Annotated in this window: 9 protein-coding genes; 7 read left to right on the forward strand and 2 right to left on the reverse strand. The window is 66.8% G+C overall.

Annotated elements, in window-relative coordinates; all coding sequences use genetic code 11:
• Positions 1-5 precede the first annotated feature (5 nt).
• Genes FBY28_RS08085 through FBY28_RS08115 form a run of 7 tightly spaced genes read left to right on the forward strand, consistent with a single transcriptional unit; the run spans position 6 to position 8,111 of the window.
• On the forward strand, positions 6-848 hold the full coding sequence (locus FBY28_RS08085; RefSeq protein WP_141865746.1) for an enoyl-CoA hydratase/isomerase family protein: 843 nt from the start codon (positions 6-8) through the stop codon (positions 846-848).
• Positions 848-2,758 carry an AMP-dependent synthetase/ligase gene (locus FBY28_RS08090; protein ID WP_141865748.1) on the forward strand — a complete coding sequence of 637 codons (1,911 nt, stop codon included), beginning with the start codon at positions 848-850 and terminating at the stop codon, positions 2,756-2,758. The genes FBY28_RS08085 and FBY28_RS08090 overlap by 1 nt, the downstream gene beginning before the upstream one ends.
• Positions 2,751-3,530 (forward strand): creatininase family protein, encoded by a 780-nt coding sequence (locus tag FBY28_RS08095; RefSeq protein ID WP_216847563.1) that lies wholly within the window; start codon positions 2,751-2,753, stop codon positions 3,528-3,530. The genes FBY28_RS08090 and FBY28_RS08095 overlap by 8 nt, the downstream gene beginning before the upstream one ends.
• Positions 3,531-3,590: 60 nt before the next feature.
• Positions 3,591-4,112, forward strand: coding sequence for a flavin reductase family protein (locus FBY28_RS08100; protein ID WP_141865750.1), 522 nt, complete (start codon positions 3,591-3,593; stop codon positions 4,110-4,112).
• The gene (locus tag FBY28_RS08105) at positions 4,109-5,227 is read left to right on the forward strand and encodes a 3,4-dihydroxy-2-butanone-4-phosphate synthase (RefSeq protein WP_141865752.1); all 1,119 of its coding nucleotides are present in this window, start codon (positions 4,109-4,111) and stop codon (positions 5,225-5,227) included. Before FBY28_RS08100 ends, FBY28_RS08105 begins: the two co-directional genes overlap by 4 nt.
• A gap of 58 nt (positions 5,228-5,285) precedes the next feature.
• Entirely contained in the window at positions 5,286-6,908 is a 1,623-nt protein-coding gene (locus tag FBY28_RS08110; RefSeq protein ID WP_141865754.1) for an AMP-binding protein, read from the forward strand.
• Positions 6,909-6,947: 39 nt separating this feature from the next.
• Positions 6,948-8,111 carry an acyl-CoA dehydrogenase gene (locus tag FBY28_RS08115; RefSeq protein WP_141865756.1) on the forward strand — a complete coding sequence of 388 codons (1,164 nt, stop codon included), beginning with the start codon at positions 6,948-6,950 and terminating at the stop codon, positions 8,109-8,111.
• Between the two features lie 69 nt (positions 8,112-8,180).
• On the opposite strand, the gene FBY28_RS08120 is transcribed toward FBY28_RS08115, so the two are convergent.
• Positions 8,181-9,113, reverse strand: coding sequence for a nucleoside triphosphate pyrophosphohydrolase (locus FBY28_RS08120; RefSeq protein ID WP_141865758.1), 933 nt, complete (start codon positions 9,111-9,113; stop codon positions 8,181-8,183).
• Positions 9,110-12,745 carry a transcription-repair coupling factor gene (gene mfd, locus FBY28_RS08125; protein WP_141865760.1) on the reverse strand — a complete coding sequence of 1,212 codons (3,636 nt, stop codon included), beginning with the start codon at positions 12,743-12,745 and terminating at the stop codon, positions 9,110-9,112. Before mfd ends, FBY28_RS08120 begins: the two co-directional genes overlap by 4 nt.
• Between the last annotated feature and the right edge of the window lie 43 nt (positions 12,746-12,788).

Below are 12,788 nucleotides of genomic sequence, written 5' to 3' on the forward strand. Positions count from 1 at the left end.
AGACGATGACCAGTCCCGAGGACATGCCGCCGACCGGGCTCACACTCGCCGATCACGGCGGGGTGCTCGTGGTCACGCTGAACCGCCCGCCGGCCAATGCACTGAACCGCTCCGTCATCGGCGAACTGACGCACCTTTTCGCCGGGCTCACCGCGTCTGCCGACGCCCCCGCGGTGGTCCTCACCGGCCACGGTGATCGGTTCTTCAGCGCCGGCGGTGACATCAAAGAACTCGACGGGGTCGCTGCCGATCAGATCGACGGAAGAATGCGGGATTTCCACTCGTTGCTGGTGGTGCTGGACCGGTATCCTCGTCCGGTGATCGGTGCCATCAACGGGTACTGCGTCGGTGGCGGTATGGAGATCGCACTCTTCACCGACACCGTGTTGGCGGTCGAGCATGCACAGTTCGGCTTCCCGGAGATCAAGCACGGACTCCTCCCCGCCGACAAGGGCATCCAGCGTGCCATCCGGATTCTCGGGGCGCGCGCCACCCGCGCAATGTTGTTGTCGGGAGAGCTCTTCGGTGTGCAACGCGCCGCCGCGCTCGGTCTGGTCGACAGGATCGTCGAACCCGCACAACTGCTACCGTCCGCCATCGCCGTGGCCGAGCAAGCATCAGCCGAGGCGCCCGTGCTCTACCGCGCACTCAAGCGCAGCGTGAACGGCCCGGACGACGCTGCGGACGAGAAATCACTGCGCAGTACCTTGGCCGACGCCGCCGCCTACTTCGATGATCCCGTCGCCCGCGCGCTGCGCGGAGGCTGGAGCGTCCAGCGCAATCGAGCACGTATGCACGCAGCCGCACCACAGCCGCATGACGAGCGGCCCGCAGAGGAATCACGTTGATGGCACCAGATACTCCCGCTTCATCGAACCCGGTCGAGAGCAACGGCACCCACTCGGTACCGGTACTCCAAGACGTGTCGCGATTCGAGGCGGTGCCACGAACCTTTGCCCAGCTGCTGCACGACCGAGCCCGACACGAGCCCGACACGGTCGCCTTCTACACCTGGGAATCGGGTGCCCAACACCCCACCACCTGGGGCGAGTACGCCGAATCCGTACGTCGGGCCGCGCTCGAACTGGACAATATCGGTGTCGGCGCGGGTGACCGGGTAGCCATCATGTCTTCGGCCCGCGCGGAGTGGGTGGTGGCAGCGTTGGCCATCCTCAGCGTCAACGCCGTGCTGGTCGGGGTGTACCCGACAAGCTCGCAACAGGAGCTCGCGCAGGTGCTCGAAACGTGCGGGGTATCGGCGGTCTTCGCCGATAGTCAACCGGCCCTCGAGAAGGTGGCCGCGATAGCGCCCCGGCTGGACAACCTGCGCGCGGTGATCGGGTTCGATGCACAGCCCGCAGGCCTGCCCGACAACGTCTCGGTCAGCGCGTGGCATTCGCTGCTTGCTGCCGGCGGGGTGCTGGCGGCCGCCGACCCGACCCGTTTCACCGATCTCGTGGCGGAAGGCGATATCGACCAACCGGCCGTCCTGTTCTCCACGTCGGGCTCCACCGGACTCCCCAAGGGAGTCGTGCACACCCACCGCACTCTGCAGTTCTCGGTGCTGGGTGTGGCGATGACCTACCCCGATATCGGTCGCACCCGCCACGACCTCGTCGGGTTTCTCGGTCTGTCGCACGTGGCCCCCGCCCTCATCGGGGTCTTCGCGCCGATCATGACCAAGCTCGTGATCACCTACTGCACGATGGAACAGCGGCTGCCCGCCCTCATCGGGGTGCGCCCGACCGCCGTGGTCTGGCCGCCGCGCATGCACGAGAAGCTGGCCAGCGAGGTTCTGCAGACCGTCACCCACTCGGGACGGCTCTTCGGCATCAAGTATGCGGCGGCAATGCAGATCGCGCGACGCATCGGTGCAGACAGATGGGCGGATCGCCGGCCACCCAGATACCTCGATGTGCTCTACGGCATCTGCCTGAAGACCGTGTTCCTGCCGCTGCGCGCGCGGGTCGGAATGGACCGGATCGACGTCAGCTGGACCGCCTCGGGCAGCATGCCCCCCGATGTGGCCGCGCTGTGGCACATGTGGGGCCTCGATCTGCGCGAGCTCTACGGCACGACCGAGACCTGTGGCGCGGTTCTGGCCCAGTGGGACCGGCCCTTTCCCCGGCCCGGCACCATCGGCAAGAGCATGCCGGATCCGCGCTGGGCGGCGCGGGTGTCCGCCGACGGCGAGCTGCAGGTGCGCACGCCCAGTCTGTTCACCGGTTACTGGAATGACCCTCAGGCGACATCGGAAGCGGTGCACGACGGGTGGTACAGCACCGGGGATCTGGTTGAACTGGACGCAGATTCCGAGGTGAAGATCATCGGTCGGTCCAAGGATCTGATCAAGACCAGCGGCGGAAAATCGGTCAGCCCACAACCGATCGAGGTGAAGCTGAAATCCAGTCCGCTGCTGGAAGAAGCCATCGTGGTGGGTGAGGGACGGAAGTACCTCACTGCGCTGTTGGCCGTCAGCGCGAAAACACAGTCGATGAGCACCGAAGAGCGCGATATCCTGCTGCGCCGATGGATCGACGGAGTCAACGCCGAACTCTCCCGACCATTGCAGATCAAGGACTTCCGGGTACTTCCCCGAGAACTGTCGCCCGAAGCGGGTGAGCTCACGCTCAAGGGCACCATCCGCCGCGCCAATGTGGTTGCCTCGTTCGCTCACCTCGTCGACGAGATGTACGACGGGAGCGAACAAGACGTCATCGCCGGGCAGGCCCGCCTCATCAGGGGCGACCGTGCCTAGCATCGACACAGTCCCGTCCGGGGAAGTGCGCATCGAGTACCTCACGAGCCCGGAGATCGACAGGGCTGTGACGGCGGGATACCGCACGGCGATCCTGCCCTTGGCCGCGATCGAACAGCACGGTAGCCACCTTCCGCTGTCCATGGATGCCGATCATGCAGACGAGCTCGCCGTTCTGATCGCCCGTCGGCTCGGCGACGCGTTGGTGCTTCCGACCGTCAGGGTCGGATACTCACCGCACCATCTGGAATTCGCTGGGACGCTGTCCCTTCGAGCATCCACGCTGGAGTCGATCTGTGTCGATTACACAGCCCATCTGGCCCTGCACGGGTTCGAGCGGGTCATCCTGTTCTCCGGGCACATCGGAAACTACTCTGTGATGCGGGATTTCGAGTCCCGCCTGCAGCAGCAACTGGCCCCATTGGATGTCATCGTATTCACCGACGCCGCGGCGATACTGGACTCGTGGCGGCTCTGTGCGGCCACGATCGCCGGTTTGGGCGAGAATGTCGGCGGCCACGCAGATATCGCCGAAACCTCGGTGATGCTGGTGCTGGATCCCGAGAAGGTGCGCAGCGAGCGGTTCATGCCCGGACACCCCGTCGGCGCCGACCGCACCATCGTGGACGCGGCGTTGCGGGACGGAATCCACTCGGTCTCGCCCAACGGCATACTCGGTGATCCGACCGGATCCTGTGCAGCCATCGGGACCGCCTGCCTGGAGGCGGTCTCGACGTTGATCGCCGAGTATGCGCGCGAACGTGGCGCCTGACCTCCACCGGCAGCCATCCCACCGGAAAACACTTGGCCCGAAAAGCAAAGGTGCCGTGCCGTGAACAATCTCGAACCCGTCCGAACGGGAGACCTCGCACTGGACATCTCCAGACTGCGCAGACTCTACGGTCGCTACCCCACCGGTGTCGCCGCGTTGTGTGCATTGCGGGAAGGCGAACCCGTCGGCATCGTCGCGACGTCCTTCGTGCCGGTCTCGATGGATCCCGCGCTCGTCTCGGTCTGTGTGCAACACACGTCCACCACCTGGCCGGTGCTCTCCAGCGGAAATCACCTCGGCGTCTCGGTACTGTCCTCGAAACATCAGGCGGCCTCCCGCCAGCTCTCGGCCAAGAACGCCGACCGCTTCGGCGGCCTGTCCTGGTTCAGCACGGATTCGCAGGCCATCTTCCTCCACGACGCGGCGGCCTGGTTCGACTGCAGCTTCTCGACCGCCATCGCCGCCGGTGACCACGACGTGGTCATCCTGCAGGTGAACTCCGCGGGCATCAACGAGTCGAGCACTCCCCTGGTTTTTCACGACAGCCGCTATCACAGCCTCATCGGGACCGACGCGTCATGAGAACGACGAGCCAATCGATCGTCTCCGCCGTCGGTGATCTTGCGCTGGGTCGCCCCGTCCTGCTCAGCCACGGTCGGCCGGGTACGGAACTGACCGATGTCGTGCTGGCGGGGGCCCTGGCAACACCCGCCTGGACCGCATGGGCCATCCGGTATACCTCGGGATTTCTCTGCGCCGCAATGCGATCAAGCCACGCGGATGCGCTGGGCCTACCGCCCATGGTGCCGACGACGAGCCAGAGTCAAAAGGTGCCCACATTCGCCGTCGGGGTGGATGCGGCAGTGGGCATCGGCACGGGCATCAGCGCCACCGACCGCGCACACACCGGTCGGGTGCTGGCCGACCCCCAGACGCGAGCCGAGGACCTGGTCCGGCCCGGGCACGTGATGCCGATCAGGGCCGCCGAACACGGTGTGTTGCAACGGCGTGCCGCGGCCGAAGCCGCGATCGACCTGTGCGGAAGTTCGGGACTGGCGCCGCTGGCGCTGACGGCGACACTGCTCGACGAACACAGTGGACGCCCGTTACGGGGCGACGGCGCGGTGGCTTTCGCCCGCGAGCACGGCATCACGCTGGTCACCGTCGAGGACATCGTCGTCCACCTCATCCATCACGGCAGGGGAACCTCGGGGCGCGTGAACCGCATCACCCCGTCCGGCCGGCAGGTCCGGAGCAGATCCACCCGTATCCTCGACTTCGACGACGAACTGACCGGTGCACGACACACGGTCATGGTGGGGCCGTTGCCGGCTCGACGGGTGCCCTCGGTGTACGTGGTCGGCGAATGTAGGCACCGCGATCCGTTCGGGCCGCGCTGCGACTGTCAACCACTGTTCGACGGCTACCGCGAGCGAGTAGAAAGCACCGGCGGGATGCTGATCCATCTGCGCACGGGCCAATCCGACAGGACCACTGCGGTGTCCGATGACGAGATGGCGCAGGGGTGTATCACCGCGGCCATGCGGCATTTCGGGCTCGGGAAAGCTCATGTCGTGGGATGGCCGGGCGATGGTGTGACCAGCGCATGCCGGCTGTTGCAGCTGCCGGCCGGCACGGGTTCGGCCCCCGAGTGGCCGGCGGCGATCACGAAGAGCGTCCTCGAACAGGCCTATTGATCCATCACTCATCTTGTCGCGATAGAGCCGACAGCGTCTTCATCTGGAGGAGAACACCATGGCAGGACTTGACGTCACCCTCACCCCGGTCCGTTTCCTGCAACGCGCCAGCGATGTCATGCCGGACAAGATCGCGATCGTCGACGGTGAGCGCCGATGGACCTACCGCCAATTCGCGGCCGCGGTGCAACAACTGGCCAAGGCGTTGCACGCGTCCGGTGTCGTCGATGGCCAGCGCGTCGCCGTCCTGGCCACCAACTCCGCCGAGATGTTGATAGCCCACTACGCGGTCCCGCTGGCACGGGGAGTGTTGGTCGCCATCAACACCAGGCTCGCACCCGAGGAAATCGGCTACATCTGCCGGCATTCCGGTGCGCGGATCATGTTCGGCGACCGCGATCTCCTGGGCGGCCTCGACACCGCCCACCCCGACTTCACGGGCGTCGAGGAATGGGTGGAACTACCGGCGGCCGACGGCACGACATCGGCCGCCGCTCCAGCGGTCGGCTACCCGCAGTTTCTGACGCGGGCAGACGGCGCCGACCTGCCATGGGACATCGATGCCGAGACACGCACCATATCGATCAACTACACCTCGGGTACCACCGGCCGGCCGAAGGGAGTCATGTACTCCCACCGCGGCGCCTACCTCTGCGCGCTCGGCGGCATCCACCATTCCGGGTTCACCCAGTCGACCAGGTACCTGTGGACGCTGCCCATGTTCCACTGCAACGGATGGTGTGCGACATGGGGTGTCACCGCCGCGATGGGCACCCACTTCTGCCTGCGGGCGGTCCGCGCCGAGACGGTATGGGCGGCAATCGACGAGCATCACATCACTCACCTGACCGGAGCCCCAACGGTTCTCACGATTCTCGCGTATGCCGAGCAGTCTCACCCGCTGCGCACCCCATTGACGATCTCCAACGGTGGGGCCCCGCCGAGCCCCACCATCATCGCCGCGATCCGGAAACTGGGCGCGACCATCGTGCACGTCTACGGCCTCACCGAGACCTACGGCCCGTACACCGTCTGTGAACCGCAACCCGAATGGGCCGACTACGACGATGACCGTCAGGCCGAACTCATGGCACGACAGGGAGTCGGGCTCATCACCGGTGAGCGCGTCCGCGTGGTTCGCGACGAGCTCTCTCCGACAGGAGAATTGGTCGACGTCACCGCCGACGGCACAGAGATGGGCGAGATCGTCATGCGCGGCAACGGAGTGATGAAGGGCTACTACGACGATGAGGAAGGCACCCGTGAGGCCACCGTGGGTGGTTGGTTTCATTCGGGCGACCTCGGTGTCATGCACACCGACGGATACGTCCAACTCCGGGACCGCGCAAAGGATATCGTGATCTCCGGCGGAGAGAACATCTCGACCATCGAGGTCGAGCACGCGATCCTGTCGCACCCCGCGGTACTCGAAGCCGCCGTGGTGGGCACACCCGACGACAAGTGGGGCGAGCGACCCAAGGCGTTCGTGGTGACCAAGAACGCGAAGCTCCTCGACGCGGCCGATCTCATCGCCCACGTCAGGTCGCATATTGCCGCGTACAAAGCACCGAGCGCGGTCGAGTTCGTCGCCGCCCTGCCCAAGACATCGACGGGCAAAGTTCGCAAGAACGAGCTTCGCGACGCCGAGTGGCAAGGGCATTCGACTCGCATCAAGGGATAGTCCCGATCGGCGCCGGCCACCACAGACAGAGAAGAGAAGATGAGCGCGTCAGGCAAGTCGTCATTCGAGCTATTCCAGCTACCGGAGGAGCTCCGGGAACTCCGAGCGGTGATCCGAGGGCTGGCCGAACGAGAGATCGCCCCCTACGCCGCTGAGTGTGACCGGGATTCCCGGTTTCCACGCGAGGCATCGGCGGCATTGGCGACCTCGGGGTTCAATGCCGTGCATGTACCCGAGGAGTTCGGTGGCCAAGGCGCGGACTCGGTGGCGGTCTGCATCGTGATCGAAGAAGTGGCCCGTGTCGATGCCTCGGCATCGTTGATTCCCGCGGTCAACAAGCTGGGAACCATGGGGTTGATCTTGCGGGGCAGCGAGGAGCTGAAGAAGACGGTCCTGCCCGACCTGGTCGGCGGGGCGCTGGCCTCCTACGCCCTGTCCGAACGAGAGGCCGGTTCCGATGCCGCAGGCATGAAGACCCGCGCCAAACCCGCCGGCGAGGACTGGATCATCAACGGCACCAAGGCCTGGATCACCAACGGTGGTGAGTCGACCTGGTACACGGTGATGGCGGTGACCGACCCCGAAAAGGGCGCCAACGGCATCTCGGCGTTCATGGTGCATCGCGACGACGAGGGCTTCACCGTCGGCCCCAAGGAGCGCAAACTGGGGATCAAGGGTTCACCGACCGTGGAGTTGCACTTCCAGAACTGCCGAATTCCCGGTGACCGGATCATCGGGGAGCCCGGCACCGGATTCAAGACGGCGTTGGCCACGCTGGACCACACCCGTCCGACAATCGGTGCCCAGGCGGTCGGAATCGCCCAGGGTGCCCTCGAGGCAGCGATCAACTACACCCGGGACCGTCGGCAGTTCGGAAAATCGGTCAGCGAGTTCCAGGGGGTGCAGTTCATGCTCGCCGATATGGCGATGAAGGTGGAGGCCGCCCGGCTCATGGTCTACAGCGCGGCCGCTCGGGCCGAGCGCGGCGAGCCCGACCTGAACTTCATCTCGGCCGCGTCGAAGTGCTTCGCCTCCGATATCGCGATGGCGGTCACCACCGATGCGGTGCAGCTGTTCGGGGGCGCCGGTTACACCGTGGATTTCCCCGTCGAGCGGTTCATGCGCGATGCCAAGATCACCCAGATCTATGAGGGCACCAACCAGATCCAGCGCGTCGTCATGAGCCGCGCCCTGCTCTCCTGACCCGACCGCCGAATCTGAAGTAGCTGGCGCCGTTGTGCGCAGATCTCACGATCTACTTCAGATTCGGCGTCATGACTGCCCAGGCCAGTGCGCACGCCATTCGTCGGCGCCGATCGGCTCCGGCGGGGTATCCCCGATCGGCGCGCCACCGCGGGCGGCCACCGCACTTCTCTCGGCGGCGCGTACGGAATCCATGAACTCCAATACCGCGGTGCGCAGGGCATTCTCGGCATCCGTGTCCGGACCGATGTGCACCTGCCGCAGCCCCGCGGGCACCAGATCCTCGGGCAGGCCGGCACCGGCGACCCGTTCGAGGACCTTCTGGGTCAACGCCAGCGCGGGCTGACCTGTCGGGACATCGTCCATGCAGGAGTCGCGCACCTTCTCGGCGCGTTTGCGTTCCTCCCACTGGGCCAGTTGCTGTTCCAGGGACACCGACTCGCCGGCGAGCACCCCGGCCGCACGGTGACCGAGCTTGCGCACCAGCGCGTCGGCCACGTCATCGATGTCGAAGGCACCCGCGGGGGCATCCTGGGCGATGCGGGCGTGAAAAAGAACCTGCAGCAACACGTCTCCCAGTTCGGTGCGCAGCTCGTCGAGATCCCCACTGCGGACCGCGTCGAACAACTCGTAGGTCTCCTCCAACAGATACCTGCGCAACGAGTCGTGGGTCTGCTCACTCTCCCAGGGGCCATCGGTGCGCAGCCGGTCCATGACTGCCACGGCGTCGACCAGCCGCTCCCCGACCTGCGGGCTGGGTGCCGCGATCAGGGTGGCCCCGGCGGCCAGGCTGGCCCTGACCGCGGGATGCTCGGGATCCGAGGACAACAGCACCGGCGCCAAGCTGGACGCGCTGGGCAGGTACGGCCGGGCCGAGGGCAGCGACCACGGCACCTTGATCGGCATTTCCTCGGTGTAGGCCACCTCGCCGACCAGCAGTGCGACGGCTTCCACCGGTACCAGTGACGGCCGGCGCGGATCGACGAGAACGACCGTCGTCACCGGTCCGCCCCTGGCTCGGATGTTGCTGTGCCGCCGGTGATGTCGACCTCATCGGCCGGTCTGCCGTCGAGGGCCAACAGCATCCCCGCCACCGCTTGCAGCAGGTCCAGATCGCGGATGCGCGGCGCACCGACCCCACTGCCCGCCCGCGGGATCGGGATCTGGACCGTCGACGTCGTGGCACGGTAGGCCGAGCCCGGGTAGATGCGCTTGAGCCGCAACTGGCCGGAGTCCTGCAGCGTCAACGGCGACACCTTCAGGGTGGAGTCCGAGACGGTGGACACCTCGGTGACCCCGTACTCGCGGCACAGCAGCCGCAACCTGGCCACCGCGACCAGACGCTGCGCGGGCTCCGGCAGCGGCCCGTAGCGGTCGACGAGCTCGTCGATGACGCGGGCCACCCCGGCATTGTCCGAAGCGGCGGCCAGCCTTCGATAGGCCTCCAGACGTAGCCGGTCGCTGCCGATGTAGTCGGGCGGCAGGTGCGCATCGACCGGCAGGTCGATCCGGACGTCCTTCTGTTCCTCCTGCGAGACAACGGTTTTCCCGTCGACGGCGGCACGGTAGGCCTCGACGGCCTCACCGACCAGCCGCACGTACAGGTCGAATCCGACACCGGCGACGTGCCCGGACTGTTCCACGCCCAGCACGTTGCCCGCTCCGCGGATCTCCAGATCCTTCATGGCCACCGCCATCCCGGCACCCAGGTCGTTGTTCTGGGCGATGGTCGCCAACCGATCGTGGGCGGTCTCGGTGAGCGGTACCTCGGGCGGATACAGGAAGTAGGCATACCCGCGTTCCCGGCTGCGCCCCACCCGGCCGCGCAGCTGGTGCAGCTGGGAAAGCCCGAAGGTGTCCGCCCGTTCCACGATCAGGGTGTTGGCATTGGAGATGTCCAACCCCGTCTCGACGATGGTGGTGCACACCAGGATGTCGAACTCGCGATTCCAGAAGCCCTCGACGGTCTTCTCCAGGGTCTCCTCGGCCATCTGACCGTGCGCCACCACGACCCGGGCCTCGGGCACCATCGCCTGCACCCTGGCGGCGGCCTGGTCGATCGACTTGACCCGGTTGTGGATGTAGAAGGCCTGCCCGTCGCGCAGCAGTTCGCGGCGCAGCGCGGCGGCGACCTGCTTGTCATCGTGCGGGCCGACGTAGGTCAGCACCGGGAAACGCTCCTCGGGCGGGGTGAGGATGGTCGACATCTCGCGGATACCGGCCAAGCTCATCTCCAGGGTGCGCGGGATCGGGGTCGCACTCATGGTGAGAACGTCGACGTGGGTGCGCAGGCTCTTGATGTGTTCCTTGTGCTCGACGCCGAAACGCTGCTCCTCGTCGACGATGACCAGGCCGAGGTCCTTCCAGCGCACCGCGGTCTGCAGCAGCCGGTGCGTGCCGATCACGATATCGACCGAGCCGTCGACCATTCCGTCCAGCACGGCCCTGGATTCGCTTCCGTCGGTGAACCGCGACAGTCCCTTGACCGTCACCGGGAAACCGGCCATCCGCGCGGTGAAGGTCTGCAGATGCTGGTCGGCGAGCAGCGTCGTGGGCACCAGCACCGCGACCTGCTTGCCGTCCTGCACCGCCTTGAACGCCGCGCGCACCGCGATCTCGGTCTTGCCGTAGCCGACGTCACCGCAGATGACCCGGTCCATCGGAACCGGTTTCTCCATATCGGATTTGACCTCGGCGATGGCGGTCATCTGGTCCATGGTCTCGGTGAACCCGAACGCATCCTCCATCTCGGCCTGCCACGGGGTGTCCGGGCCGAAGGCGTGACCCGGTGCGGCCTGGCGCTTGGCGTACAGCGAGACCAACTCACCGGCGATCTCACGAACGGCCTTGCGCGCCTTGGTCTTGGTGTTGGTCCAGTCGCTGCCGCCGAGCCGGCTCAGCGTCGGGGCCTGACCGCCGACGTAACGCGACAGCTGATCGAGTGAGTCCATCGGGACGTAGAGCTTGTCGGTGCCGCCGCCGCGCTTGGCTGATGCGTATTCGAGCACCAGGTACTCCCGGCGCGCGCCGCCGATGACGCGTTCGGTCATCTCGACGAATTTGCCGATGCCGTGCTGATCGTGGACCACCAGGTCACCGGCCGTCAGCGCCAACGGGTCGACGACGTTACGACGCTTGGCGGCAAGGCGTTTGCCGTCGGTGGCGGCGACCCGGTTACCGGTCAGATCGGTTTCGGTGATGATCACCAGGTTGGCGCCGGGGATGACGACACCGTCGTGCAGCGGGCCCTTGAGCACTCCGACCACACCGGCTGCCGGCTGCGCGCCGGCCTCCAACAACGTTGCGGGCGTATCGGCTTCGGCGAGCTGCTCGACGACGCGGTGCGCGGTGCCGGTGCCCGGGGTGACCACGACGCCGTAACCGCCCGTGGCGACGTGGGCGCGCAGCATCGCGAAGATCTCCTCGACCGCGTGCTGTGAGCGGGCCGACGGGGCCGGTCGCACGTCGAGTTCGACCGCCGACTCGTCGTTGAGCTGGCTCAGCGTCCACCAGTGCGCCGCACCGGCGCGCACCTCCTCGAGCTCGCGGAAGCCCGACCCGCCGAGCGCTTCGACGTCCACCGGGGCTGCGCCGCCGATGGCCGCCACCGACCAGGACGCCTCCAGGAATTCACGGCCGGTACGGATCAGGTCGGCCGCGCGCGAACGCACCTTCTCCGGATCACACACCAGCACCGGGGTGCCCTCGGGCAGATGGCTGGTCAGCAGCGTCAGCTCGGTGGGCTCCAGCACCGGCAGCAGCGCCTCCATCCCGTCGACCGGGATGCCCTCGGACAGTTTGGCCAGCATGTCACCGATGGATCCGGCGATGGTGTTGTCGGTCTGGGGCTGCGCGTCGACCAACTGGGCCGCGCGCGCCTTGACCTGTTCGGTGATCAGGATCTCGCGGCAGGCCACGGCGTCGACTCGGCGGATCTCGATCTCGCTGATGGAACGCTGATCGGCGACCGAGAACATCCGCATCTCGGACACCTCGTCACCCCAGAACTCCACGCGCACCGGATGTTCGGCGGTCGGCGGGAAGATGTCCAGGATGCCGCCGCGGACCGCGAACTCACCGCGCTTGGCCACCATGTCCACCCGGGTGTAGGCCAGCTCGACCAGCCGCGCGATCGTCTCGTCGAAATCCGAATCGGCGCCAACCGACAACGTCACCGGCTCGATCTCACCGAGACCGGCCAGCATCGGCTGCATCAGCGACCGGGCCGTGGTGACCACCACCTGCAACGGCGGACCCAGGTGCTCGTCGTCGGGGCGGTCCAGCCGGCGCAGCACCAGCATCCTGGCGCCGACCGTCTCGACCCCGGGTGAGAGCCGCTCGTGCGGCAGCGTCTCCCAGGACGGGAACAGCGCGACGGCCTCCCCGAACACGGCCTTCAGTTCGGCGGTCAGGTCATCGGCCTCGCGGCCGGTCGCGGTGACGACGAGCAGCGGGCCGGTACGAGCCAGCGCCGCCGCGGTGAACAGCCGCGCGCTGGCCGGACCGACCATCGCCAGGGTGTCCGGCCGGCCCTGGGCGCGGTCGATCAGATCCAGAAAGGTGGGCGAGGTGAGCGCCAGGTCGACGAGCCCCGCGATCGGGATTTGGACATGAGTGTGCCCCGGTGCGGTCATGATGACTCCATCGTAGGCGGCCTGCGGCCGGTCCGAAATTCGG

The organism is Arthrobacter sp. SLBN-53, assembly GCF_006715585.1.
GTDB classification, from domain to species: Bacteria; Actinomycetota; Actinomycetes; order Mycobacteriales; family Mycobacteriaceae; genus Mycobacterium; species Mycobacterium neoaurum_A.

What these genes read in the sequence shown, in the direction of transcription:
- FBY28_RS08085 (WP_141865746.1), top strand. Translation starts at nt 6, where the DNA reads ATGACCAGTCCCGAGGACATGCCGCCGACCGGGCTCACACTCGCCGAT.
- FBY28_RS08090 (WP_141865748.1), top strand. Translation starts at nt 848, where the DNA reads ATGGCACCAGATACTCCCGCTTCATCGAACCCGGTCGAGAGCAACGGC.
- FBY28_RS08105 (WP_141865752.1), top strand. Translation starts at nt 4,109, where the DNA reads ATGAGAACGACGAGCCAATCGATCGTCTCCGCCGTCGGTGATCTTGCG.
- FBY28_RS08110 (WP_141865754.1), top strand. Translation starts at nt 5,286, where the DNA reads ATGGCAGGACTTGACGTCACCCTCACCCCGGTCCGTTTCCTGCAACGC.
- FBY28_RS08115 (WP_141865756.1), top strand. Translation starts at nt 6,948, where the DNA reads ATGAGCGCGTCAGGCAAGTCGTCATTCGAGCTATTCCAGCTACCGGAG.
- mfd (WP_141865760.1), bottom strand. Translation starts at nt 12,745, where the DNA reads ATGACCGCACCGGGGCACACTCATGTCCAAATCCCGATCGCGGGGCTC.